Origin of the sequence: Glycomyces harbinensis, from assembly GCF_900101745.1 — a bacterium.
Lineage (GTDB): Bacteria > Actinomycetota > Actinomycetes > Mycobacteriales > Micromonosporaceae > Glycomyces > Glycomyces harbinensis.
The window spans coordinates 135,064-159,842 of the sequence record NZ_FNAD01000003.1 but is presented as its reverse complement, the minus strand read 5'-3'; the positions used below and the strand labels follow the sequence as shown (position 1 = coordinate 159,842).

Sequence of the window (24,779 nt, the reverse complement as noted above, 5' to 3'; positions counted from 1 at the left end):
CCGTGGCCCGGCCCCCGGCCGTGGAACTGCGGCGGCGCAATCGGGCGGCGATGCTCGAACAGCTCCACCGGCACGGCCCCCAGACCAGGGCCGAACTCACCGAAGCGCTGGGCCTCAACCGGTCCACGATCGCCACGATCGCCTCGGACCTGGCCGAGTCGGGGCACCTCCAGGAGACGACGGGGAGGTCGACCGGCTCGGCCGGCCGACCCTCGACGCTCGTTGAATGCGTCCCCAAGGCGCTCGCGGTGGCCGCGATCGAGATCCGCGCCGACCGGGTGCGGTTCGCGCTCATAGGCCTGGGCGGCGAGGTGCTCGAACGCGCCGAGGCCGCCCTGGAGGCGGGCGCGGCGGCCCCCGAGGTCGCCGCCGCCGCGGCCGGACTGGTCGGACCGTCCGGCGCGGAGGCCGTCGCTGCCGTGCCGGGCCTGGTCGACGCGGGCACGGTCGCGCACTCGACCGAGCTCGGATGGACCGACCGGGACGTGGCCGCGGACCTCGCCGCGGCGACCGGCCGCGAATGGCGGGTGGTCGACACCGCGACCGCCGCCGCGGTCGGCGAATGGTCCCGCGGCGACGCGCACGAGGCCACGAAACTGCTGTACCTGCACGGCGGCAGGGGCCTCACGGCCGGGCTCGTGGTCGAGGGCCGCGCACAGCGCGGCGGCTCGATCCAGTTGGGCCACATCGTTGTCGAACCGAACGGGCGCGAATGCGCCTGTGGTCTGCGGGGATGCCTGGAGGCGGAGATGGAGGCCTTCGGCTACGCCGAGGACATCGAGGACGCGACCGTCGCGGCCGGCATGGGCGACGCCGCCGCACGCGACGCGCTGCGCCGCTCGGGCGAGGACCTGGGCCGGGCGCTGGGCGCGGTGGTGACGGCGACGGGCCCCGACGAGATCCTCTTCGGCGGCTGGCTGCGGGAGCTGTACCTCTCGGCGGCGGCCCCGGTCCGGTCCGCGCTCGCCGGGACGACCCTGCCGCACCTGCGGTCGCGCCTGCGCCTGCGGACCCCGGTCCTGGGCGACGAGGGCGCCTTGACGGGAGCGGCCGAGACGGGCTTCGCGGCCCTCATCGACCAGATGCGCTGAACGCTCGCGACCTGTTCGAATCCGCGGCCGTCACACCCGCGAGGGAGGATTGAAAGACGGGGGTCCCCCGGGGCGCTGCGGCGTCAGCGTGCCGCGATGCCGCCTGGGGCGCCGCGAAACCGGCGGCGCCGGTCCGAGATCGGAAACGTGAGTCGGCTGGCCCGCCAGGACTCGAACCTGAAATGACTGAACCAAAATCAGTAGTGTTGCCGATTACACCACGGGCCAATGCGGGCGCCATCAGTCGAACCGCGACACCCGCGCCGCCATTCTAACAGCCGCGCGACACGACCCTGTTCGCCTCCAGGCCTTGCCACCAGCGCGCACACCCCCGCCGCGGATCAATCCGACCACACGTGCTCGGGCACCCGCTTGCGGGCCTCGTGCAGGAAGTCCGCGTAGCCGAAGACCTCGTCCAGCCGCAGGCGGCCCGGCCGGTAGGTCATCAGCCACGGCCCCTCGAAGCGCCAGGCGTACGACCACGCCCGCCAGTCGCTGAGCATCCACTCCATCATCCGGGCGTGGATCACGTCGTACGCGAACCGGGCGCTCGGCGACTGGATCCTGAACCGGTCGTTGAACGCCTGGTTCTCGAACTGGATGTCCTTCTCGAAGCGCTTGGACATGAAGCTCTCCTGCCGGATGTCGAGCAGCGGCCGCGTCGCGGGCAGGCTGATCGCCACCACCTGGAAGTAGTCCGTGCTCTGGCTGTTGCCGTTGTCAGTCGTGTACCGCAGCTCGAAGAAGTGCAGGTGCGCGCCCCGGTACTCGCCGCGGAAGACGTCCGCGGCCTGCCGGCTGGACCCGTTCGTCAGCGGCGGCCGCGCCGAGATCGCCAGCACCGAATGCTCGAAGGGCCAGTAGTGGAAGCCGTGCTGCCCCGCCCAGTGGTGGTACCCGGCGATCTGGCGCCGGCGCTTGAGGATGGAGGAGTACACCAGGAGCCAGATGAGCACGCCCAGGCCCCCGAAGAACAGGAGCCCGCCGAGCTGTACGACGAGGAACCCCAGCGGGTCCATGCGTCACCTCCTCCCGATACGCGGACGGGCCGCGCCTTCCGGCGCGGCCCGTCCCGTTCGCTAGTTGTTGGACCACACGTGTCTGGGCACCTGGGCGTAGATCTCGATGAGGAAGTCCGCGTAGAAGAAGACCTCTTCGAGCTTCAGCGCTCCCGAGCGGTGCGTCATCAGCCACGGGCCTTCGAAGCGCCACGCGTAGGAGCGGGCGCGCTGGTCGGCGAGCATCCACTCCATGGTGCGGGCGTGGATCACGTCGTAGGCGAACCGCCGGTTCGGCGACTTGATCCGGAACGTGTCGTTGAACGTCTGGTTCTCGAAGTCGATGTCCTTCGCGAACCGCTTGGTCAGGAAGTTCTCCTGGCTGATGTCCAGCAGCGGCCGGGGCGTGGGCAGGCCGATCGCGACGACCTGGTGGTTGAACGTCTTGCGCTCCTTGCCGCTGCCGGTCGAGTACTGGTACTGGAAGAACACGATGTGCGTGTTCTTGTACTGGCCGCGGAACACGTCGATGCCCTTGCGGGAGTGGCCGTTGTTGAACGGGTCCTCGCTGGAGAGGCCGACGACCGAGTTGTCGGAGGGCTCGTAGTGGAAGCCGTACTGGGCCGCCCAGGCCCGGAACATCGCGATCTTCTTCTGGCGGGCACGCCATCCGAAGTAGGCGATGGCGAGGACGATCGCGCCACAGACGACGTAGACAAGCCAGTTATTGCTATCCACGGGGTGAATTCCTTCTTACACGGGCCGGGCTCGATGCGAGCCGGGGCAAGGGGGGATCGAGGTGCGGCTACCGGCCGTAGGGCTGCTGGCCGTAACCGGGCTGCTGCGGCTGCTGGGGCTGCTGCGGGTAGCCGGGGGGCGGCTGCTGGCCGTACCCGGGCTGTTGCTGGGGCTGGCCGTAGCCGGGCTGGGGCGCGGGCTGCTGCCCGTAACCCGGCTGCTGGCCGTAACCGGGCTGCTGGGGCGGCTGCTGCCCGTAGCCGACCTGCTGGGGCTGGCCGTAACCGGGAGGCATCTGGCCGGGCGCGGCCTGCGGCGGCAGTTGCTGCTGGGGCTGCTGCTGCATGAAGCCGGGCTGCTGGGTGTCGCGCAGTCGCGGCGCCACGCGGGCCTGCGGGCTGTCGAGCTCGAAGTACTCCTCGGGCTTGAACCCGCCCATCTTCGCGGAGATCGAACCGGGGAAGACCTGGAGCGCGGTGTTGTACTCGCGCACGTTCGCGTTGTAGAACCGGCGCGGGGCGGCGATGCGGTTCTCGGTCTCGGTGATCTCCGTCTGGAGCTGGAGGAAGTTCTGGTTCGTCTGCAGCGCCGGGTAGGACTCCTGCATGTGGATGACGCCGCGGATGGCGTTCCCCAGCTGGCCTTCGGCGGCGCCCTGGGCGGCGTGGCCCTGGTTCGGGTCCTGGCGGGCCTGCATGGCGATCGCGCGCGCCTCGGTGACCTGGCGCAGCGTGGCGTTCTCGGCTCCGGCGGCCTGCTGCACGATGTACATCAGGTTGTCCAGGAGGTCGTACCGGCGCTGGAGTTCGACGTCGATCTGCGCCCACGACTCCTGGGTGATGTTGCGCATTCGCACCAGCTTGTTGCGGCCGCCCACGGCGACGAACACCAGGATCAGGCCGATCAGCAGCAGAACGATCAGGATCCAGACGATTGGGTTGTCCATAGGGCGTGAGCTTAGTCCATCTATGCCAGCGGGAAGGCCCCGCATTGAGGAGCCTTCCCGTCTGGTGAGAGTGCTTCCGCTGCTAAGCCATGGCGTGCTCGACGACGGCCACGAGCTCCGCCGCGACCGATTGCGCGACCGGTTCCTCGGAGGCCTCGACCATGACCCGCACGAGCGGCTCGGTCCCCGAGGGGCGCAGCAGGACCCGCCCGTCGGTGCCGAGCTTGGCCTGCCACAGGGCGACCGCGGAGCGGACGTCCTCGTGGTCGATCACGGACTTGTCGGTGACGCGCACGTTGACGAGGACCTGCGGGGCCGGCGTGAACACCGAGGCGAGGTCGGCGAGGGTCCGGCCGGTGGCGGCCATGCGCGCGAGCAGCATGATCGCGGTGAGCGTCCCGTCGCCGGTGGTGGCGTGGTCGGAGAGGATGATGTGCCCGGACTGCTCGCCGCCGAGCGAGAAGTCGCCCTCGCCGAGCCGTTCGAGCACGTACCGGTCGCCGACGCCGGTGATCTCGAGCTTGATGCCGGCCGCGCCCATGGCCTGGTGCAGGCCGAGGTTGCTCATGACGGTGGTCACGAGGGTGTCCCCGCGCAGCGTGCCGGCCTCGCGCATGGCCAGTGCGAGGACCGCCATGATCGCGTCCCCGTCCACGACGTCGCCGTTGGCGTCGACGGCCAGGCACCGGTCGGCGTCGCCGTCGAGCGCGATCCCGGCGTCGGCGCCGTGCGCGACGACGGCCTCGCGCAGCCCGCCCATGTGGGTCGAGCCGCAGTCCTCGTTGATGTTGAGGCCGTCGGGGTCGTCGTTGATGGTGACGACCTCGGCGCCGGCCCGGCGCAGGGCCTCGGGGGCCGCACCGGTGGCCGCGCCGTTGGCGGGGTCGACCACGACCTTGAGGCCGTCGAGCGGGCTGGGGCACACGTTGACGAGGTGCTCGATGTAGGCCTCGACGGGGTCGACCGAGCGCGCGATGCGCCCGACGCCCTCGGCCTGCGGGAGCGGGGTCGGGTCGTCCATGGCCGCCTCGATGGCGTCCTCGACCTCGTCGGGGAGCTTGCGCCCGCCCGCGGCGAAGAACTTGATGCCGTTGTCGGGCATGGGGTTGTGCGAGGCCGAGACCATGACGCCGAAGTCGGCGCCGGTCAGGGCGGTCAGGTGCGCGACCGCGGGCGTGGGAAGGATGCCCAGGTCGATGACCTTCACTCCGGCGGCGGCGAGGCCGGCCGCGCTGGCGGCGGCGAGCATCTCTCCGGAGGCGCGGGGGTCGCGGCCGATGACGGCGACGGGGCGCCGGTCCGAGGCGCCGAGGACGCGGGCCGCGGCGATGTTGAGGCGGAGCGCCAGGTACGGCGTGAGGTCGGCGTTCGCCCGCCCCCGTACGCCGTCGGTGCCGAACAGTCGTGACACGGTGTGGCTTCCCATCTTGGCGGTGCCGGTGCGGAGCCCGCGGGCCGCTCTCGGCGAAGCCGGCGACCCGGGAGTCGTCTCGGCTTGCGAGGCCCGCGGGCCGCGACCGGCCCTTGACTCGGCGGCAGTGCCGGTTGGCAGTGCCGGGTGGCAAAGAGAGAGGGGCTGCCGAGGTTGTCCTCGGCAGCCCCGTCGCTTGTGCAGACTAGCGCGTCGCCCCGCAAGCGGGGAAGGCGTGCTAGCGCTTCGAGTACTGCGGCGCCTTGCGGGCCTTCTTGAGACCGTACTTCTTGCTTTCCTTCTCGCGGGCGTCGCGGGTCAGGAAGCCGGCGGCCTTGAGGGCCGGGCGCATGTTCGGGTCGACCTCGAGCAGGGCCCGGGCGATGCCGAGGCGCAGGGCCCCGGCCTGACCGGTGGCGCCGCCGCCCTTGATGTTGACCAGGACGTCGAAGTTGTCGCCGGCCTCGACGGTCACGAAGGGCTCGGCCACGGTCTGCTGGTGGACCTTGCTCGGGAAGTAGTCCTCGAGGCTCTTGCCGTTGACGACGTACTTGCCGGTGCCGGACACCAGGCGGACGCGGGCGATCGCGCGCTTGCGGCGGCCCACGGTCTGGATGGCGCGGTCGGACGGCACCGCGGGGATGGTCGGCACGGACGGCGCGGCGGCGACGTCGGCGGGGACCTCGACCGGGACCTCGGGGGCCTCGGCGATGACTTCGGCGACCTCGGCGGGGGTCGCTTCGACCTCGGCAGGGGCCTCGGCGGGAGCCTCGGGGGCCTCCGCTTCGACGGCTTCGGCCTCGACGGCCGGAGCCTCGGGGACCTCGGGGGTCTCGGTGGCCTCGTTGGCCTGGATCTCGTCACTCATGTGAATGCTCCTCTACGCCCGCGCCTACTGCGCGATCTTCGTGATCTCGTACGGCTTCGGCTGCTGGGCGGTGTGCGGGTGGCCAGGACCCGCGTAGACCTTCAGCTTCTTGGCCACGGAGCGGCCGAGCTTGTTCTTCGGCAGCATGCCGAAGACAGCCTTTTCGACCACCTTGTGCGGGGCCTTCTGCATGAACTCGGCGTAGGACTTCTCCTTGAGGCCGCCCGGGTAGCCCGAGTGGCGGTACGCCTTCTTGGTCTGGAGCTTGTTGCGGGTCAGCACGACCTTCTCGGCGTTCACGACGATGACATAGTCGCCCATGTCGGTGTTCGGCGCGAAGGTGGGCTTGTGCTTGCCGCGAAGCAGATCGGCTGCGTGCGTCGCGAGACGACCCAACACCACGTCGGTCGCGTCGATCACGAGCCACTGCGGGTCGATGTCGCCCGGCTTGGGGCTGTACGTCGGCACAGTGTTACCTAGCTTTCGTTGTCGGTGTGGAACGAATCCCGCAGATGAGAGGCGGGACCGCCTGAATCCCGTCGGCCCGGAACGGCGCGCGCCGGCCGCTGGGCGACTGGCGTGGGATTCGTTGGACAGCGTCTCCGCGGCGGTGATTTCGGGCCCTGAAACGACCCGGTGCGGAAACACTCGAACAACAGCCGCCAAGTCTACGCGGTGGTGGCGGCCGCCTTGACGGCGGCCGCCGTGACCTCGGATACAGCACTTTCAGCGGGGCTGCTCGCGGCCGCGGGTGAACTCCAGTCCGGGCTCGGCGGCGGCCTGCTCGGACAGCGGCCGGTACCGGTCCTGGGACCGCATGACGCGCTGCCAGCGCGAGACCGCGCCGGGGTGCGCGCGTTCGCGCTCGTTGACCAGGTCGAGGAAGTTGAACCAGGCGGTGATCTCGACGGCGGCGCCGTCGGGGACGTCGACGGCCGTCTCGGCCTCGAAGGCGCTCCCGGCCGGGCCGTCGCCGCGGGGGTCGCGGATGCCGCCGACCTGGACCCGCAGCCGCCTGGCCCCGGGGCGGCACGGGATCCACCAGGTGCCCCAGCCCGCGCCGAGGGGTTCGCCGTCGAGGTGGACGCGGGGCGCGTCGACCCAGTCGGCGAACTCGTTCCAGTAGAACTCGTAGTGGCCCAGGCCGATGGTGTCGCGCAGCCGCTTGTCGAAGCCGATCATGTGCAGGGTGCGGGGTCGGGCGCGGACCCGCAGGAGGACGCCGGCGCCGCCGGGCGGGGCGGCGGCCGCGGGCACCAGGAGCACGGGTCCGGCGGCGGTCGCGGCGAGCGTCACGGGTTCGGGCGCGGTGGCGGCGGGGTCGGCGCGGGGGCCGCGGCGACTGATCGCGGCGACGGCGGCGGCGAGCAGGGCCAGGGCCGTGGCGGCGCCGATGACGGCGATGGCGACGGCCCCGGCGCTCCATCCGAAGCGGTCGCGCAGGAGCGTGCCGGCGACGGCGCCGGCGATGAGGAGGGGGAACCAGGTGCCGCAGCCCCATCGCACGCCGCTGACGACGCTCGGCGAGGCGGCGGGGGCGAGGGCCTGGCGGACGTGTTCCTCGGTGCCGACGTGCAGCCGGTCCTCGCCGTGGCGGTCCCGCAGGTAGCCGATGTGCAGGTCGGTGGTCCGCCCGGGGCGGACGTCGACGGCGACGGTCTCGTAGGACTGCTTGACCATGACCTCGACGCGGTGCTCGCCGGCGGCGAGCGGCAGGTCGAGGCGGGCGTGCTTCGCGTCCTCGGGGCGGGGGTCGGCGGGGCGCCCGTCGACCAGGATCGCCGGCGAGGCCTTCGACATCCCCACGATCGCGAGCGACGATTCGGGGTCGAGGTCCTGGGTCTCGATCCGCGGGACGTGGATGCGGAGCGTTCCCCGTCCCCTGCCGTCAGCACCCATCCGGGCTGGCGCCGACGACCTGGACTTCGAGTCCGGTGAACAGGTCGCCCAGCTCGCGGTCGGCGGAGTCCCAGTCCGCGGCGCAGGCTTCGATGTTGGTCGCGAGGAGGTTGACGGTCTCCTCGGAGAATCCCATCATCGTCTTCATGTCCTCGCACTGCGAGTTGTAGCTGGAGGCGAAGAACCAGCCGGTGATGCCCCAGGTGAGGTCGTCGGCGATGGTCTCGTCGACCTTGTCGGCGACGCCGGCGGCGTCGGTGGCGATCAGTTTGAAGGTGGGCACCGACGCGCTGATCTCGGCGGCGTCGACCTGGACGGGTCCGGTCCCTCCCGAGATGGAGCCCTGGTCGCCGGAGGCGTCGCCGATGCCGCCGATGAAGCCCGGGAGGCTGTTGCGGAGGGCGTCGATCGCGACCATGCCGACGCGGCTGCTCGCGATCTTGACGAGGATCTGGGAGAGCTTGCCGAACATGGTCGTGATCTTGGCGATCTTGGCGCTGACGGAGACGGCCGTCTGGGAGGCGCGGACGGTGGCCCAGGAGATGCCCATGGCGGCGCTGGCGCCGAAGGTGGCCGGGGAGGCCAGGATCATGGGGGCGATCTCGACGATGAAGTACTCGATGAGTTTGGAGATCAGGTACTTGATGACGGCCTGGATCGTGTCGGCGAGGAGCTGCGCGCCGGCGAGGAGGCCGCTGAGGTCGTTGGACATGCTGCCCGCGCCGTAGAACCCGGCGGCGATCACGTTGCCTTTGAGCTTGGCCATGGCGGCGTCCTGGCCGGACCAGTTGCTCAGCGGCTGGAGGTTGTCGGCGACGGCCTGGCTGAGGTCGTTGTTGGCCTGTGCGATGCGGTCCCAGACCTCGGAGCTCTCGCGCATCTGGGCGGGGCTGCCGGTGACCCAGTCGAGGGCGTCCTGGAGCGGGGTGACGAGGGCGAGGAGGACGTCGAGGCCCCAGCCGGCGAGCGTGGCGACGGGTTCGAGGGCGAACGCGGTCGCCTGGGCGCCGAGGTGCATCGCGTCCATGGCGATGGCGCTGACGCCTTCGGCGACGCCGGTGTCGCCTTGGACCATGTCCCAGACCGCGGATCCGGCGTCGACCGTCTGGGTGACGCCGGGGAGGGCGCGGGCGCCGTTGAGCACCGGGTCGTCGCCGGTCGCCTCGTCGAACGCGTTCTTGGTCTCGGTGTCGACCGAGATCCGCTCGTAGTCGCCCACTGCTGCTCCTTGAGGGGTCGGGGGGTCGGGTGAGCACACCATACCGGCCCAAGTCCACCGATCTCGCCGCCGACGGCGCGTGTCGTGCGCCGCCGGCGTCGGTTTCGGTGCAGGTCAGCGGGTTTCGACCACGGGGAGGTAGACCTTGCCGCCGCCGTCGAGGAACTCCTCGCTCTTGCCGGCCATGCCCTTCGCGGCGTAGTCCTTGAGCTCCTGGCTGATCTTCATGGAGCAGAACTTGGGCCCGCACATGGAGCAGAAGTGCGCGGTCTTGGCGGGTTCGGCCGGGAGGGTCTCGTCGTGGTACTCGCGGGCGCGGTCGGGGTCGAGCGAGAGGTTGAACTGGTCCTGCCAGCGGAATTCGAAGCGGGCCTTGGAGAGCGCGTCGTCCCAGGCCTGGGCGCCGGGGTGGCCTTTGGCGAGGTCGGCGGCATGGGCGGCGATCTTGTAGGCGATGACGCCTTCCTTGACGTCCTCGCGGTCGGGCAGTCCGAGGTGCTCCTTGGGCGTCACGTAGCAGAGCATCGCGGTGCCGAACCAGCCGATCATGGCCGCGCCGATGGCGGAGGTGATGTGGTCGTAGGCGGGCGCGATGTCGGTGGTGAGCGGGCCGAGCGTGTAGAACGGGGCCTCGCCGCAGAGCTCCTGCTGGAGGTCGACGTTCTCCTTGATCTTGTGCATGGGCACGTGGCCGGGGCCTTCGCACATGACCTGGACGTCGTACTCCCAGGCGATGTGGGTGAGTTCGCCGAGGGTGCGCAGCTCGGCGAACTGGGCCTCGTCGTTGGCGTCGGCGATGGAGCCGGGGCGCAGGCCGTCGCCGAGGGAGAAGGCGATGTCGTACTCGGCGAAGATCTCGCAGAGCTCGCGGTAGTGCGTGTAGAGGAAGTTCTCCTCGTGGTGGGCGAGGCACCAGGCGGCCATGATCGAGCCGCCGCGGGAGACGATCCCGGTGACGCGCTCGGCGGCGAGCGGCACGTGGCGCAGGAGGACCCCGGCGTGCACGGTCATGTAGTCGACGCCCTGCTCGGCCTGCTCGATGATGGTCTCGCGGTAGACCTCCCAGTTGAGGGCGACCGGGTCGCCGTTGACCTTCTCGAGGGCCTGGTAGAGCGGGACGGTGCCGATGGGGACCGGGGAGTTGCGGACGATGTGCTCGCGGGTCTCGTGGATGTGCTTGCCGGTGGAGAGGTCCATGACGGTGTCGGCGCCCCATTTGACGGCCCAGGTGAGCTTCTCGACCTCGGCGGCGATGGAGTCGGAGACGGCGGAGGTGCCGATGTTGGCGTTGATCTTGGTGAGGAAGTTCTTGCCGATGATCATCGGCTCGGACTCGGGGTGGTTGACGTTCGCGGGGAGGATGGCGCGGCCCGCGGCGATCTCGTCGCGCACGAATTCGGGGGCGAGGCCTTCGCGGACGGCGACGAACTCCATCTCGGGGGTGATGAGGCCCTGCTTGGCGTAGTGGAGCTGGGTGTTGGACGCGATCGTGGCGCCGTCGCGGACGAGGTCGGCGACGGGGGCACCGCGGCGCTCGTCGATCCAGGCCTCGCGGAGCCGGGGCAGCCCGGCCTCGGGGTCGGAGCCGGGCCCGGAGGTGTCGTAGAGCCGCAGCGGCGGTTCGCCGCCCGCGAGCGAGACCTGGGTGAAGGGCACCTGGATGTCGGCGCGCGGCCCTTCGACGTAGACCTTGGTTCTGCCGTTCATGCTGTCTCCTCAGTGATGGCGAGTTCGGGTCGCGCGCGGCTCACGAGAGCGCGGCGAGGAACGTTGTCGGACCGGTCGGGCATGGTTGGTTCGGGGGCGCCTGCGAACGGCGGCACATGGCATTCGCCGTGCCCGCGAACCGCCCGGCCCGCCAGCCGAAGCCGGCCCAGCGGCCCAGCGGCCCAGCGGCCCAGCGGCCCAGCGGCCCAGCGGCCCAGCGGCCCAGCGGCCCAGCGGCCCAGCGGCCCCGAAAAGTGTCGGACCGGTCGGGCACTCTTGCATCGGGGGCGCTGCGATCCGGCACCGCGAGGCTTTCGCCGTGCCCGCAGTACCGCTCCGCCGTTCCGGACACCGCTCACAGGGCGGTGCTCTTGCGGCCGTGATGGTGGTGGACCGGGCCGGGTCCGGTGCCGAGGCGCCAGGCGGCGCCCGCCTTCAGCGCCTCGGTCACGTACGCCTTCGCTCCCGCGATCGCCTGCGTCAGCGGATGTTCGAGCGCGATCCTGGCCGCGATCGCCGAAGCGAGCGTGCAGCCCGTGCCGTGGTCGTTGCGGGTCGCGACCCTCGGCGCCGCGAGGTCGAGCATCTGGCCGTCGCACCACAGCACGTCGATCGCGGCCTTCTCGGCGGTCGGCCCGCCCAGGTGGCCGCCCTTGACCAGCACCGCCCGGGGGCCGAACGTCGCCAGCGCGCGGGCGGCCTCGCGCATCTCCTCGACGCTGGCGATCGCGCGTCCCAGCAGCAGTTGCGCCTCGATCAGGTTGGGCGTCAACACGGTCGCGAGCGGCCCGAGCCCGCGCAGGTACGCGGTCGGGTCGCCTTCGAACAGCGTGTCGCCGGTGGTCGCGACCATGACGGGGTCGACGACGAGGTTCGGCAGGCGGTCGTCGCGGCCGTATTCGGCGACCACGGCGAGGAGTTCGCCGCTGCCGAGCATGCCGGTCTTCACCGCGGCGACCGCGAAGTCGCCGAGGACGGCGTCCAGTTGGGCCCGTACGAGGTCGGCGCCGACCGCCCGGGCGGCGGTCACGCCGCGCGTGTTCTGGGCGGTGATCGCGGTGACGACGCTGGTGCCGTGGACGCCGTGCGCGGCGAAGGTGTGGAGGTCGGCTTGGAGCCCCGCTCCCCCGCCGGAGTCGGAGCCGGCGATGGTGAGGGCGACGGGCGGCTGCGGGTGGTTCCGGTTCACAGTTCGGCCATTCCTTCGAAGCTCGAGGAGGCTTTCGCCAAGTGGCGTTTGGGGATGCGTCCGGCGAGGCGGGCGGCGCGGCCGGCGGTGACGGCGTCGCGCATCGCGGCGGCCATGAGCACGGGGTCGGCGGCGCGGGTGACGGCGGTGGCCAGGAGCACGGCCGAGCAGCCGAGTTCCATCGCCAAGGCGGCGTCGGAGGCGGTGCCGATCCCGGCGTCGCAGATGACGGGGACGGCGGCGTTCTCGCAGATGAGGGCGAGGTTGTGGGGGTTGCGGATCCCGAGGCCGGTGCCGATCGGGGCGGCGAGCGGCATCACGGCGGCGCAGCCGGCCTGTTCGAGGCGGCGGGCGAGCACGGGGTCGTCGCTGGTGTAGGGCAGTACGGTGAAGCCCGCGGCGACCAGGGTCTCGGCGGCGTCGAGGAGTTCGACGGGGTCGGGCAGGAGCGTGTCCTCGTCGCCGATGACCTCGAGTTTGATCCAGTTCGTGCCGAAGGCCTCGCGGGCGAGTTTCGCGGTGCGGACGGCCTGTTCGGCGGTGAAGCACCCGGCGGTGTTGGGGAGGAGTTCGACGCCGCAGCGCTCGATGACGTCCAGAAGGGACCCGGTGGGGTGGCGCGATGCGGGCGGATCCGACGGCGGCCGGGTCGGGGCGACGCGGCGGAGGGCGACGGTCACGAGTTCGGTGCCGGAGGCGGTGATGGCCTCGGCGAGCTGGGCGTGGTTGGCGGCGCCGCCGGTGCCGAGGATGAGCCGGGAGGTGAAGGTCTTGTCGGCGATGGTGAGTCCGGCGCCCGGCCCGGTGTGGGGCGCGGTGGCCGGTGCGGCGTACGGCGCTGCGGGCGAGGCGGTGTGCGGCAGGGGTGGAACGGGTTGCGTCGCCGCAGGCGCCGCGGTGTGGTGGTCCATGGTCAGCCTCCTTGAGTTGCGGTGAGGACTTCGACGGCGTCGCCGTCGACGAGGGGGCGGTCCCATTCGGATCGGGGCACGACTTCGCCGTTGAGTGCGACGGCGATGCCGCGTCGGGCTTCGGTGACGGCCGCGACGGCGTCGATGACGGTGGCGACGCTCTCGTGTGCTTCGCCGTTGATCTGAACGTTCACGGGGCGGCCCCCTCGGCGTCGGTGTGCCTTGTGTCGTCGCCTGCGTCACTCCGGCCCCGCGATCGGCGACCGCTCGGAATGTCGGACCCCGTCCGCAGTATTGATTCGGGGGCGCCCGAGAACGGCTCCGCCAGGCGCTTCGCCGTGCCCTCGTTCAGCGAACGGCCGTCGGTCTCCGCGCTCTCCCCGTTGCCGAATCGCCGCGGGTCGAAGGCCTCGGGCGCCGCCGACTCGTCGTCTCCGAGCAGCGCGGCCACGGCGATGGCCGTGGCCGGGATGAGTGCGATCCCGTTGCGGTAGTGGCCGGTCGCGGCGATGGTCCGCTCGTCGAGGCGGCCGATCAGCGGCAGGTTGTCGGGCGTTCCCGGCCGGAACCCGACGGTTACTTCAGCAAGGTGGTACTCGGCGATCTCGGGCACCAATTCGATCGACCAGCGCAGCAGGTCGTATGCCGCCCCGGCGGTTCCTGTCGATTGATCGAAACCGCGTTCGTCGCTCGTGGCGCCGACGACGACCTCGCCGTTCTCCCTGGTCACGATGTAGACCGAGTGGCCTTTCACGTAGCCGCGCACCGTAGTCCGGGGCGTGGGCTGGTCGCCGACGGCGCGGAGCCGCAGCACCGCGCCGCGGACGGGCCGCACCGGAAGCATCCACGATGTACGCACCGGATGGTTCAACGTTCTCACTGGATAGTCCGATGCAGAACCGAATCTCGCCGAGCCGCAGCCGGCCGCGACGACGACCTGGTCGGCGTCGATCGCGCCGAGGTCGGCGACGGGTTCGCGCCGCAGCGCGACTCCGGCGCGCTCGGCGGCGATCAGCAGTGCCGCGTGGACGGCGCGCGGGTCGACCGCCCGGTCTTCGGAGGCGAGGATGCCGCCCCGGATGCGGTGGCTGAGCAGCGGTTCGACCTTGCGGACCGCGCGGCCCGTCAGCGTCTCGACCTGCCGTGCGGTGCGGCGGTACAGCTCGGCTTGGCGGTCGATCTCGGCGCGGTCGCCGTCTTCCAGGCCGACGAGGAGGGTCGGCACGTCGCGGAATCCGACGTCCAGGCCCGAGGCCTGTTCGAGCTCATGGGCGAAGCCGGGCCAGGCGTCGGCGGATTCGGCCATGAACGGGACGAGGGCCTCCTCGCCGTAGTGCGCTTCGGTGACGGGGGCGATCATGCCGGCGGCCACGCGCGAGGCGCCCGAACCGGGTTCGGGGTCGTGCACGACGACGTCGGCCCCGGCCTGGGCGGCCCGCCATGCGACGGCGAGCCCGATCGACCCGGCCCCGACGACGGCGACACGCATCAGCGCTCCCCCGCCGGAGAGAAGGACGCGGGCCGTGGCGAGCCTCCGTCGTCCTCGGGGGCGGCGGCGGCGAAATCATGGCCCGGCCGGCTTCCGTCCATGGCATCGGGTCGAACCGGGTTCCGGTCGGCGGCTGCATCGGCGATGACGCCACTTGCCGGTGCGTCCGCGACATCGCGGCTCGGCCGGGCTTCGCCCGCGGCCTCAATTCGAACCCGGTCCTGGTCGCCTTGTGGGGCGATGAAACTTGCCGGCGCGTCCGCGATGTCGCGGCCCGGCCGGGCTTCGCCCGCGGCCCTGAGCCGTACCTGGTTCCGGTCGGCGGTCCGCTCATCGAGGCCGCTACCCGTCGGGCTTTCTCCTACGGCCTCAAGGAGTTCGGCCGTCGCGCGTCCGGGATCATCCGCAGCCGCGATCGCGCCGACGACCGCGACTCCATAGGCTCCGACCTCGCGGCATTGTGCCGCGCGCTCGGCGGTGATGCCGCCGATGGCGATCACCGGGAGGTCGACGGCCTCGCACACCGCCGCCAGGCCTTCGAGCCCGATCGCCTGGGGCAGACCGGCCTTCGTGCTCGTCGCCCAGACGGGTCCGACCCCGAGGTATGTGGCGCCGGCCCTGCGTGCGGCCCGCGCCGACTCGGGGTCGCGGCACGTGCCGCCGATGATCGAAGCGGCGGGGAGGAGCCGTCGCGCGACGTCGACCGGCAGGTCGTCGGCGCCGAGGTGAACCCCGTCGGCGCCCACGGCCTGCGCGATGTGGACGCGGTCGTTGACGAGGCACAACGCGCCGTGCGCGTCGCAGAGCGCGGCGATCGCGGCGGCGAGGTCGAAGGCCGCGCGGTCGGTGTAGTGGTCCTCGGGCCGGATCTGGACGAGGCGAGCCCCGGCCGCCAGCGCGGCGGCGACCACTGAGACGGGATCGCGAGGCCCTGCGGCGAGGAGTTCGCTTCGGCGAACCGCGGCGGCGGGGCGACCTTGGGGAAATCCATCGGGATCTCCTACGGCCGGAACGGATCGCGTGGCCGCGTTGAGCGCGTCGCCGGCGAGGTCACCTGCCGTCATCGCAACGCCGAAAGCCCCGCTGAAACCGCCTTCCATCGGCGCCGCGCGACCAGCGCCGCTGGAGTCATCCGGATCGCTTCGGTCCAAAGCTCCGCCGAGACCGACCGCCAGAGCCGGATCGCGTCGTGCGGCCGCATGAAGCCCTGCGGACGCGGCCGGACTGCCGATGTCGGCGATGCCGTCGTGATGTGCCAACGGATCGCGTTGCGCCGCTGACCGAAAGCCACCGGCCGCGACGGGGCCGCGGGTGTCGGTGATGACGTGGAGTCGGGGTAGACGAGTAGCCTGCATAGCTCCTTCTCCCTGCGCCAGCATGATCTGGATCAGGTTCGACGGTCGGGACTACCAAGTCCCCTCTCAGCCCGATGCATCGGACTCCCGTGGGTGTTATTCGTTTACGGCGGTGACGCTACGCCATCGCGAGCGTACTTCGCAACCGTGGTGTCAGGAAGTGGACACCGCCGTCACTGGGGGCTGGCCTGAACCGGCGCCTCGTCCTCGCGGATCCGCTGGTAACCGCGGTACGCGACGCGAACCCCGACACCGGTCACGACCAGTCCGGTCGCGCCGAACGCGATGGCCATGAGGTCGAGCCGCTCCTCCTGCTCGTCGGCGCTCACCTCGACGGTCGTGGTGCTGGTGACGCGCACGCACCTGACCTGTTCGCTCGGTTCGCACACGTCGGCGCCAGCGCGGACCAGGACGGTGGCGACGATGATCGCCAGGCCCACCAGCACCAGGGCGAATCCGCCCGCCACGACCCGGTCGACGCCGCGGCCTCCGGTCGCAAGGTCGGGCTTCGCCGCTTCGGCGATGACGGTCACCAGCAGGTCGCCTCGGTGTCCGGGGTCCTCCCGCGCGGGCATGCCCTGGCCCGCGACGCGCAGGACGGTGCGGTCCGCGAGCCCCGCCGCGATCTTGACGAGGATCTCGCCGCCGAGGGTCTCGACGTCGATCGCACCGCCCTCTTGGAGCAGGAACTCCTCGACGTTGACGGCGGTGCGCAGGTCGAGTCCGTCCCTTTTGAACACCGGATGGTGATCCTGGCCCACGACGACCGTGACACCGTCTTCGATGCCCTCACACGGAACCGTCAGGACATCACCTTCGGACAGTCCGGGAGGGAGCTCAATGATGGCGGTGCGGGGCAGGAGCATGGTGCCGCTGCCGCCGCAGTACGCGCAGGTGTCGCCTTCGTCGACGCCGCGGCCCTCGCAGTTGACGCAGGGCCCGGCCGCTTCGTACTCCACTTCCCGTTCGCAGCCGAACGCCATGTCCTCCAAGGCGAGTCGGCATTCGATCGATCCGGTGCGGGGGTCGTAGTGGAGCACGAGGTCCTCCCAGGTGGCGGCGCGGGCGTGCCCACCACCGTACGGCCCCGGTGCGACAGGGCGGCTAGGCCGAGCGGTCGACCCGCAGCACCCGGTACCCGTTGGAGCTGGCGTGCTTGTCGACGTCCCAGCCCTTCCCGCTGAGCCACTTCGCGAGCGAGTCAGCGCCGAGGTGCTTGGAGACGACGAGCCAGGCCACGCCGCCGTCCTTGAGGCGCGGCAGCCAGGTCTCCAGCAGCTCGTGGAGGGCCTCCTTGCCGACCTTGATCGGCGGGTTCGACCAGATCTCGTCGAACCGCAGGTCGTCCGGGACGGCCTCGGGCGCGGCGACGTGCACCGTGCCGGGGGCCTTCTCCGTGTTGCGCCGGGTCAGGTCGAGGGCGCGGCGGTTGACGTCGACGGCCCAGACCTCGGCGTCCTCGCGCTGGGCGAGCACGGCGCTGATGGGCCCGTAGCCGCAGCCGAGGTCGAGGAAGACGCCGGCGGCCTCGGGCGGGACCACCTTGTGGAGCAGGACGCTCGTGCCGGGGTCGAGGCGGTTGCCGGAGAAGACGCCGGTCGAGGTCGTCAGCTCGTAGGCGACGCCGTCGAGGTCGAACTCGATGGTGCGCTCGCGGTCGTCGACGGCGGGCTGCTCGCTGAAATAGTGCTCTGGCTGGTCAGACACATCCGCTATTGTCGCGCGCCCCGGCGGCCCGGGACGGCGGGATCGGCGCGGAGAGATCTGCGCGGCGCCGGTGGGGACGGAAGCTGCGGGAGTGAACGGTGATATGTCATGTGGTGCCCCGTTCACTCGGGAAGATGAACGGCGCCCGGCGGCGTCCATCTCCAGGGGGAACGTATGCCGGTTTCGACCCTGCACGGGTCTAAGCTGCCTCCATGGCACATGGCCCGTCCCCCTTCGGGGTCCCGCAGCAGCAGTCGCAGGGACCCGGGAACCGACCCGAACCGGGATACGACTGGTCGGAGTACGACGACCGCGCGCAGATGGGCGCGCCGACCGTCCGGCTCGGCCCGGATGAGCTGCCGCCCGCGGCGTTCGCCTCCGAGGAGGAGATGGAGGCGCACCTGGAGCACATCCACGCGTCCCGGCCGCTGCGCCGCGCCGTCCAGCGCGCGCGCCGCCGCACCCGCTGGTGGCTCGTGGCGCTGGCGGTCGTCAGCGGCCTGGCGGTCGCGGCCGCGTGCACCGCGGGCGCGTTCATCGTGCTGCGCGAGGGCGAGCCGGAGGCCTCCCCGAGCGCCGCGGCCTCCGATCCGGGGCAGGCGTCCACTGCGGACGAGGCGACCGACGCGCCCGAGGTCGTGGACCCGATCGCGAGCCGCGAGACCGACGCCGAGCCGATCTCGATCGAGGAGCTGTTCGGCGCCGGCACGATCACCCCGGCCGGGGCCGCGGGCGCGTACGAGGTGCTCGACACCGAGGAGCTCACCGACTGCGCCGCGGCCGCGCTCGACGAGCTGGCCGAGCTGCTCGCCGACGTCGACTGCACCCAGACCGTGCGCGCCACCCTGGTCAATCCCGACGGCGAGTACGTGGCGACCGCGGGCGTGCTGAACCTGAACGACGCGGCCGCGGCCGCGGAGCTGAGCGCGGCGATCACCGAGGGCCTGAAGGGCGGATTCGCGGTCCTGCGCAGCGACGGCGGCGCCGAGGAGCTCGGGCGGGGCGACACCCAGCTCGGTTACAACACCTACGGCCACTACCTGATGTACGTGGTCATCGGGTACAGGGACGGCGAAGCGCTGGAAGAGGCCAACGATCCGGTGCGGACCATCGTGGGCGACATCGTGGACGTGTGGTTCGTGGACCAGCTGAAGCCGCGCCGCGATATCCAATGACCGCAACCTGATCCGGCTGGCTGGCTGGCCGGGCGACCGGCTGGCTGGCTGGTCGGCTGGACGGCTGGACGGCTGGACGGCTGGACGAGGTTGCAGGTGCGGGCGAGATGCGGGTGCGGGCGCGTATACCGTCCCTAACCCCCACCCACCCGGGGGAAAGGTAGTCCCCACTCTCCCGCGCGGGTCCGACAAGAACCCGCCTCCGCGGCGGTCATGTCACCCGAAAGTGGACTGCCGTGCGCCGCCTGCCGCAGCGCGGCTTCCGCCGTTCGCCCGGCGGCGGCACGCCGCCGGCCTTAGAGCGGCGGTGCGTCCGGCGACCGCCTCGCACGAACTGAGCGGCGGTGCGTTCAGAGACCGCCTCGCATGCACCGAGCGGCGGTGCGTCCAGAGACCGCCTCGAACGAACTGTGCGGCAGTGCGTCCGTTGGCTTCGCACGAACCGAACAGCGGTGCGTCCCGCGACCGCCTCGCCGCTCCCACCCGACTTCCCGGAGGATTCGGGCATTCCGGGTTGTGTCGGATTCGTGAACAATCGTCTGTGGCCCTTGCCATACCCGATGATCCCATGTTTACATCGACTGAGGACGATGTCCTGGTCCCCGCCGTCGCGATCCCCCATCGCCCACTCCCCCACGACCGGCAACCCCGGTTCCCCATCCGATCGCTCAGGAGCCGCACATGCCTCCCTGGACCCTCCACGCCCGCCGTGCCGTCGCCGCGCTCGCCGCGACCGCGCTGGCGCTCTTGGCCCTCCTCGCCGTCGACCTCGCGCCCGCCGAAGCCGTCCGCCCGCCGGGCATCCCGTCCACGTCCACCGCGCAGTCGGAACTCAACGGCCTCACCGTGGCCGCCGAGTCGCACGGTTCGACCTACGACCGGGACCTGTTCCCCCACTGGCGATCCGTGAGCGGCACCGGCAGCTGCACCGCCCGCCAGTACATCCTCAAGCGCGACGGCAACAACGTCGTCACCAGCGACGGCTGCCAGCCCACCTCGGGCTCTTGGCAGTCCGACTTCGACAACGTCTGGACCACCTCGGTCTCCAACGCCACCATCGACCACGTCGTGGCCCTCTCCGAGGCCTGGGCCTCCGGCGCCTGGTCCTGGACCACCGCGCAGCGCCAGGCCTTCGCCAACGACATCAACTCGCCGCAGCTGTGGATCGCCACCACCTCCGCGAACAGCTCCAAGAGCGACTACGACCCCGCGGAGTGGATGCCCACCAACACCTCCGTGCGCTGCGACTACGTCAAGGCCTGGATCCACGTCAAGCACCTGTACGACCTGGACGTCGACTCCGCCGAGAAGAGCGCCCTCCAGTCGCACCTGACGAACTACTGCGGTTCGGGAGGCGGCACGCCCACGAACTGCAACGGGTCCAAGACCTCCGCCGCGGCCGTTCCCGAAGGCACGCCGCTGAACTCGACGATCAGCCTGTCCTGCACCGGGTCCGCCTCCACCACCAGCTCGGTCAGCGTGAACATCACGCACCCGTACAGCGGCGACATCGCCATCGCGCTCATCGCCCCCGACGGGACGAGCCGCACCCTCAAGGCCGCCGGCGGCACCAACACCGCGAACATCGTCGCGACCTACAGCGTCAACCTCTCGAGCGAGGCCCGCTCGGGCACCTGGACGCTTCGGGTGACCGACACCTATTCGGGCGGCTCGAGCGGTACATTGAACAGCTGGTCGTTGAGCATCTAGTACCGCTGCACGCGCGACCGGTCCGTCCCACGGACCCCTCCCCAGGACCGCGCAGAGGGCCGGGCGCGCAGGCGCCCGGCCCTCATCTTCCATCCACCGCAGGCTCCACTATGGCCTATGTCGTCAACCGCCCACGCGTCGACTCCAATGTGTCGAACCGGCCGATGTCGACATGTCGCCCTGTGCCGCATCGTTCCAGCGCGGCGACTGTGTCAAGTAGAACAGGTAGGCGAGGGCCGGTCCGACGATCACCGCGGCGATCGCGACGGCCACCAGGAGCCCCTGCATGGTCGTGCGCGCGCCCGCGGCCTCGGCGATGCTCACCTGGTCGACCAGGACCCACGGGTACTGCCCGACCCCCCAGCCGGCCATCACCGCCGCGACCGCGACGACGGCCGTCAGCCGGGCCGGGCCGAACCGCCCGGTCCACAGGAGCACCAGCGTCCCGATGCCGCCGAGCGCCGACAGCGCCATGATCGGCGCGGCCCGGCTCATCAGGCCGTCCCAAAGCGTCGGGGCGTCGTGCTCGATCGGGATGAGCGCCGCGAACACCACCGCCCCGGTCGCCGCGCCGACCACCAGCGACCGCACACGCAGCCGCGCGGCGAGCGAGGCCTGCCCGCGTCGGGCCGCGTCGGCGGTCAGGAACGTTCCGGCGAGGAACGCGCAGGTCCCGACCGAGATCGCCCCGGTGAACAGCGGTGTCGGTGCGAGCCAGGACGTCCACGGATCGCCGTTGCCGCCTTCGGGGACGCGCCCGGAGGCGAGCGCCCCGGCGATGGTGCCGAGGAAGAACGGCGCGAGCACCGACGAGGTCGCGAACACGATCCCGAAGAGCCTTGCCTGCCAGAGGGTCTCGCTGTACTTGCGGAACGCGAAGCTCGCGCCGCGCAGCACGATGCCGACGAGCGCGAGCACGAGCGGCACGTACAGGGTGGTCATCGCGGCGGCGAACGACTGCGGGAACCCGGTCCACCACATGACGAGCACGTAGATGAGCCACACGTGGTTGGCCTCCCACACGGGCCCGATGCTGTGGTCGATCAGGGTGCGCAGGGGCGCGCCCCGACGGCTCCCGCCGGCGGTGAGGTCGTGGAAGCCGGACCCGAAGTCGGCGCCGCCGAGTACGGCGTAGCAGATGACGCCGGCGAAGAGCGCGAAGGCGACGGCGAACTCGACGGTCATCATCGCGCGTCCTCGCTCTCGTTCGCGCGCTTGGCGTTCTCGTCCGCGCGTTCGGTCTCGTCGGCGCCGCGCTCGTCGCCGAGGCCGTCTTCCTCGGCCGTGCCGTCCTTCTCGTCCGGGCATTCGCGGACCTCGGTCGGGCCGTCGGCGGCGAGCGGGGACTGCGGCCCGTACGGGCTCGGCAGGTCGGCGGCCCCGGCGCGCCAGCGCCGGGCCATCGAGCGGAGCACGACGATCGCGCCGACGCTCATGGCGCCGTACAGCAGTACCGAGCCGCCGTAGACGCCCCAGAGCGCGCCGGAGTGGTCGGCGGCGGCGTCGGTGGTCCGCATGACGCCGTAGACGATCCAGGGTTGTCGGCCCACTTCGGTGGCGATCCATCCGGCTTCCATGGCGAGTATCGCGAGGATGCCCGAGACGGCCATGAGCCGCAGGAACCACTTGTTCTCGAGCAGGTCCCGTTTGCGCCATCGCAGGAACCAGTAGAGCGCGACGGCGGCCATGAGCAGGACTCCGAGGCCGATCATGGTCTGGAAGGCCAGGTGGGTGATGTTGACGGGCGGTTCGTCCTCGTCGGGGATCTGGTCGAGGCCGGGCACGGGTTCGAGCGAGCCCATGGAGATGATCGACCCGAGGTAGGGGATCTCGATGGCGCCCTTGACTTCGCCTTCGATGAGCACGCCGCCGATGCGCAGCGGCGAGGGCCCGTCGTCGGTGGTCTCGGCGAGTTCGAACGCAGCCAGTTTGGACGGTTGGCGTTCGTCGAGGCCGTCGCCGAGGAGGTGTCCGACGAAAGGCTGGGCGAGGGCGGCGACGGTGGCGAAGGCGAAGGGGACCATGAAGCCGAGCCGGTGGTGGCGGTCGCGCCTGCCGCGGAGCATGCCGACGGCGTAGACGGCGGCGATCGAGAATCCGGCGACCATGTAGGCGGCGACCCACATGTGCGCGAACTGCATGAAGACGTGGCCGTTGAACAGGACGGCCCAGGGCTGGATGTCGGTGATCTGGCCGTCGACGATGTTGAATCCGGTGGGGACGTTCATCCAGGCGTTGACGGCGAGTACGCAGTAGGTGCCGATGACGCCGGTGATCGCCATGGGCACCACCATGAGCAGGTGGAGTCTGGGCGGCATCCTGCCCCAGCCGTAGAGGTAGATGCCGAGGAAGATCGCTTCGAGGAAGAACGCGAGGCCTTCGAACGCGAAGGGCAGCCCGAGCACGTCGCCGTAGGTGCCCATGAGGCCGGGCCACAGGAGGCCCATCTCGAAGCTGAGCACGGTGCCGGAGACGGCGCCGATGGCGAAGAGGACCGCGGAGACCTTGCCCCACCGCTTGGCGAGGTTGAGGGCGACGGGGTCGTTCTTTCGGATGCCGCGCAGGTGCATCACGAAGATGATCGCGGGGAACGCGACGCCGAAGCAGGCGAGGATGATGTGCCAGCCGAGGGACAGGGCCATCTGCTGGCGGGCGGGCATGAGGCCCGCGGGGTCGGCGGCGGCGAGCACCGACGCGAGCGGCGAGGTCGCCGCGTCGGAGGCTTGGGCGAGGAGCTGGGTTGCGTCCATGTCTTGAAGCTAGCTGCCCGAATGTCCGGAACCACGCCCTTGTGAACGCATTCACAAGGACTCGAGAACGTTGTTCGAACGTGTTCAAAAACTTTCTGACCTGGTATTACGGCCCTGGACCTCGGAGTTCACCCTCGCTCCTCCGGCGCCGGAGCACCAGCGCTCAATTTTGCGCGCCCGGCGACCGGGACGGCGAGCCGGTCCCGCGAGGACGCACCGCAAGGGACCCTGCCGACCGTCCCTTGTTGGTAGCGTGAACTCCTGCCCGGGTCATCTCGACCTGGGTCGGCCCCGGCTCTCGCAGTTCCACTCCCCCTCATGAGAGCAGATCGGACTCACCCCATGAAGAAGCCCATCACGACGCGCGTCCTCATCGCGCTCGCGGCACCCCTGCTGCTGTTCACGACGCCGGCGGCGGCCACCGCCCAGGCCGACGACCCCCGACCCGAAGACGGGTTCCAGACCCCCGAGGAGGCCCTCAGGGACGATCTCGCGAACACCGCCGCGTCCCACGGCTGGACCATCGCGCAGGCCGAGGACCAGTACCGGGTCACCGAGGCCGTCGACGCCATCGCGAGCACGATCGCACCCGAGCGCCTGGAGACGTTCGTCGGCACCGCCCTGTCCGAAGAGCCCGGCGGCACCCCGACGCTCTACATCAAGGGCGAGGCCGACGAGTTCATCCGCGACGTGATCAGGGAGAGCGGCCAGGACGTGATCGTCGCCGACCGCCAGGCGTTCTCGTACCTGGAACTCCAGGGCCGCAACGAGCGGCTCACCCGCGAGCTGATCGCCCTCGGATACGCGGACCTCTCCAGCGGCGTCGACATCACGGACGGCACGATCACCGCCCACCTCGCCGCACAACCCGGCCTGCCCTCCGACCCCGGGGAGATCCGCGAGCGGCTCTCCGAGGAGTTCCGACGGGGTGTCGTTCTGACCGTCGCCGAAGATCTCGGCAACACCGCGCAGCACGGTTACGGCGGCCTGCCGCTCTTCGACGGCAAAGTGCCCGAGTGCACCAGCGGGTGGACGGTCACCACCCCGCAGGGCGTCACGGGCGTGAGCGCCGCCGGGCACTGCACCGGTATCGACGAGGCGTGGGGTTCCGGTGAAGGCTACTTCGACCTGGACAAGCAGACCGAGCACCGCGGATACCTCGGTGACGTCGAATGGCACACCACCCCCTCGCACACCGATGCGGCGGAGTTCTACTCCCATCCCACCGTCCGACGCGACGTCCTGTCGGTGGAGCCGTGGTGGGAGATCACCGTGGGCGAGACGATCTGCGTATTCGGTCGAGCCACGAACGAGCGCAACTGCGACAGCGATGTGGAGGAGGTCGTGTGGTCCTGCACGCTCCAGGGCTACCTGACCCAGGGCCTGGTCCGGATGAACGCGGAGGTGACCGACGGCGGCGACTCCGGCGCCGGCTGGTCGTTCAACACCCAGGCCTACGGCTCACATGTCGGCCTCTGCTGGGGAACCAGCGTGTTCACCAGAGCGGACCTCTTCTCCGAGGCGCTCGGCGTGAGCGTCCTCCTCAAGTAGCCCGACAAGGAAAAGCGCGGCCCGGCACCGACCGGCCCGAACTTCAAGGGCCCGGCGCCTCGCGC

At 71.0% G+C, this 24,779-nt stretch carries 20 protein-coding genes, 1 tRNA gene, 2 pseudogenes and 1 riboswitch; of the genes and pseudogenes, 4 read left to right on the top strand and 19 right to left on the bottom strand.

Annotation, left to right across the window (positions count from 1 at the left end; all coding sequences use genetic code 11):
- Positions 1-2: 2 nt before the first annotated feature.
- Positions 3-1,091: an ROK family protein gene (locus BLQ63_RS06870; RefSeq protein ID WP_143014794.1), complete on the top strand. Its 1,089-nt coding sequence runs from the start codon at positions 3-5 to the stop codon at positions 1,089-1,091.
- 156 nt (positions 1,092-1,247) lie between these two features.
- Here BLQ63_RS06870 and BLQ63_RS06865 read toward each other — a convergent pair.
- The 17 genes and pseudogenes from BLQ63_RS06865 to BLQ63_RS06785 all read right to left on the bottom strand — a co-directional run bounded on the left by BLQ63_RS06865 (position 1,248) and on the right by BLQ63_RS06785 (position 17,528).
- Positions 1,248-1,319, bottom strand: a tRNA-Gln gene (locus BLQ63_RS06865).
- A gap of 113 nt (positions 1,320-1,432) precedes the next feature.
- Entirely contained in the window at positions 1,433-2,110 is a 678-nt protein-coding gene (locus BLQ63_RS06860) for a hypothetical protein (RefSeq protein ID WP_091030740.1), read from the bottom strand.
- 60 nt (positions 2,111-2,170) lie between these two features.
- Positions 2,171-2,827, bottom strand: coding sequence for a hypothetical protein (locus tag BLQ63_RS06855; protein WP_091030736.1), 657 nt, complete (start codon positions 2,825-2,827; stop codon positions 2,171-2,173).
- Positions 2,828-2,894: 67 nt separating this feature from the next.
- Entirely contained in the window at positions 2,895-3,773 is an 879-nt protein-coding gene (locus tag BLQ63_RS06850; RefSeq protein ID WP_218125104.1) for a LemA family protein, read from the bottom strand.
- Positions 3,774-3,855: 82 nt separating this feature from the next.
- Positions 3,856-5,184 carry a phosphoglucosamine mutase gene (gene glmM, locus BLQ63_RS06845; protein ID WP_091031526.1) on the bottom strand — a complete coding sequence of 443 codons (1,329 nt, stop codon included), beginning with the start codon at positions 5,182-5,184 and terminating at the stop codon, positions 3,856-3,858.
- A 238-nt stretch (positions 5,185-5,422) separates the two neighbouring features.
- Positions 5,423-6,052 (bottom strand): 30S ribosomal protein S9, encoded by a 630-nt coding sequence (rpsI, locus tag BLQ63_RS29785; RefSeq protein WP_091030733.1) that lies wholly within the window; start codon positions 6,050-6,052, stop codon positions 5,423-5,425.
- 24 nt (positions 6,053-6,076) lie between these two features.
- Complete coding sequence (rplM, locus tag BLQ63_RS06835; protein WP_091030731.1) at positions 6,077-6,520, bottom strand: 50S ribosomal protein L13; 444 nt, start codon at positions 6,518-6,520, stop codon at positions 6,077-6,079.
- A gap of 258 nt (positions 6,521-6,778) precedes the next feature.
- Positions 6,779-7,951, bottom strand: coding sequence for a hypothetical protein (locus BLQ63_RS06830; protein WP_091030728.1), 1,173 nt, complete (start codon positions 7,949-7,951; stop codon positions 6,779-6,781).
- Positions 7,941-9,170: a hypothetical protein gene (locus BLQ63_RS06825; protein ID WP_091030725.1), complete on the bottom strand. Its 1,230-nt coding sequence runs from the start codon at positions 9,168-9,170 to the stop codon at positions 7,941-7,943. The genes BLQ63_RS06830 and BLQ63_RS06825 overlap by 11 nt, the downstream gene beginning before the upstream one ends.
- A gap of 114 nt (positions 9,171-9,284) precedes the next feature.
- On the bottom strand, positions 9,285-10,877 hold the full coding sequence (thiC, locus tag BLQ63_RS06820) for a phosphomethylpyrimidine synthase ThiC (RefSeq protein ID WP_091030721.1): 1,593 nt from the start codon (positions 10,875-10,877) through the stop codon (positions 9,285-9,287).
- A gap of 355 nt (positions 10,878-11,232) precedes the next feature.
- Entirely contained in the window at positions 11,233-12,027 is a 795-nt protein-coding gene (gene thiD, locus BLQ63_RS06815; protein WP_419774931.1) for a bifunctional hydroxymethylpyrimidine kinase/phosphomethylpyrimidine kinase, read from the bottom strand.
- A gap of 16 nt (positions 12,028-12,043) precedes the next feature.
- Positions 12,044-12,977 (bottom strand): annotated as a pseudogene (locus BLQ63_RS06810) (hypothetical protein); the annotation flags it as partial.
- Between the two features lie 2 nt (positions 12,978-12,979).
- Positions 12,980-13,171, bottom strand: coding sequence for a sulfur carrier protein ThiS (thiS, locus tag BLQ63_RS06805; protein ID WP_091030712.1), 192 nt, complete (start codon positions 13,169-13,171; stop codon positions 12,980-12,982).
- Positions 13,168-14,466: a glycine oxidase ThiO gene (gene thiO, locus BLQ63_RS06800; protein ID WP_091030709.1), complete on the bottom strand. Its 1,299-nt coding sequence runs from the start codon at positions 14,464-14,466 to the stop codon at positions 13,168-13,170. The genes thiS and thiO overlap by 4 nt, the downstream gene beginning before the upstream one ends.
- 362 nt (positions 14,467-14,828) lie before the next feature.
- Positions 14,829-15,404, bottom strand: a pseudogene (gene thiE, locus BLQ63_RS29780) (thiamine phosphate synthase); the annotation flags it as partial.
- Between the two features lie 407 nt (positions 15,405-15,811).
- Positions 15,812-15,922: riboswitch (TPP riboswitch) on the bottom strand.
- Positions 15,923-15,994: 72 nt separating this feature from the next.
- Complete coding sequence (locus tag BLQ63_RS06790) at positions 15,995-16,861, bottom strand: DnaJ C-terminal domain-containing protein (RefSeq protein WP_091030703.1); 867 nt, start codon at positions 16,859-16,861, stop codon at positions 15,995-15,997.
- A gap of 64 nt (positions 16,862-16,925) precedes the next feature.
- The gene (locus BLQ63_RS06785) at positions 16,926-17,528 is read right to left on the bottom strand and encodes a class I SAM-dependent methyltransferase (protein WP_245680874.1); all 603 of its coding nucleotides are present in this window, start codon (positions 17,526-17,528) and stop codon (positions 16,926-16,928) included.
- A gap of 212 nt (positions 17,529-17,740) precedes the next feature.
- Here BLQ63_RS06785 and BLQ63_RS06780 point away from each other — a divergent pair, with 212 nt between their 5' ends.
- Positions 17,741-18,703, top strand: a complete 963-nt coding sequence (locus BLQ63_RS06780; protein ID WP_091030697.1) for a hypothetical protein — start codon at positions 17,741-17,743, stop codon at positions 18,701-18,703.
- A 681-nt stretch (positions 18,704-19,384) separates the two neighbouring features.
- Positions 19,385-20,413, top strand: coding sequence for a proprotein convertase P-domain-containing protein (locus BLQ63_RS06775; RefSeq protein ID WP_091030694.1), 1,029 nt, complete (start codon positions 19,385-19,387; stop codon positions 20,411-20,413).
- 123 nt (positions 20,414-20,536) lie between these two features.
- Here BLQ63_RS06775 and BLQ63_RS06770 read toward each other — a convergent pair whose 3' ends face one another.
- Both BLQ63_RS06770 and BLQ63_RS06765 read right to left on the bottom strand, forming a co-directional pair.
- Entirely contained in the window at positions 20,537-21,598 is a 1,062-nt protein-coding gene (locus BLQ63_RS06770; protein WP_091031523.1) for a cytochrome d ubiquinol oxidase subunit II, read from the bottom strand.
- Positions 21,598-23,163: a cytochrome ubiquinol oxidase subunit I gene (locus tag BLQ63_RS06765; protein ID WP_218125102.1), complete on the bottom strand. Its 1,566-nt coding sequence runs from the start codon at positions 23,161-23,163 to the stop codon at positions 21,598-21,600. The genes BLQ63_RS06770 and BLQ63_RS06765 overlap by 1 nt, the downstream gene beginning before the upstream one ends.
- A 342-nt stretch (positions 23,164-23,505) precedes the next feature.
- Between BLQ63_RS06765 and BLQ63_RS06760 the strand changes: the two genes are divergently transcribed.
- Entirely contained in the window at positions 23,506-24,714 is a 1,209-nt protein-coding gene (locus BLQ63_RS06760; RefSeq protein ID WP_091030691.1) for a chymotrypsin family serine protease, read from the top strand.
- Positions 24,715-24,779 lie beyond the last annotated feature (65 nt).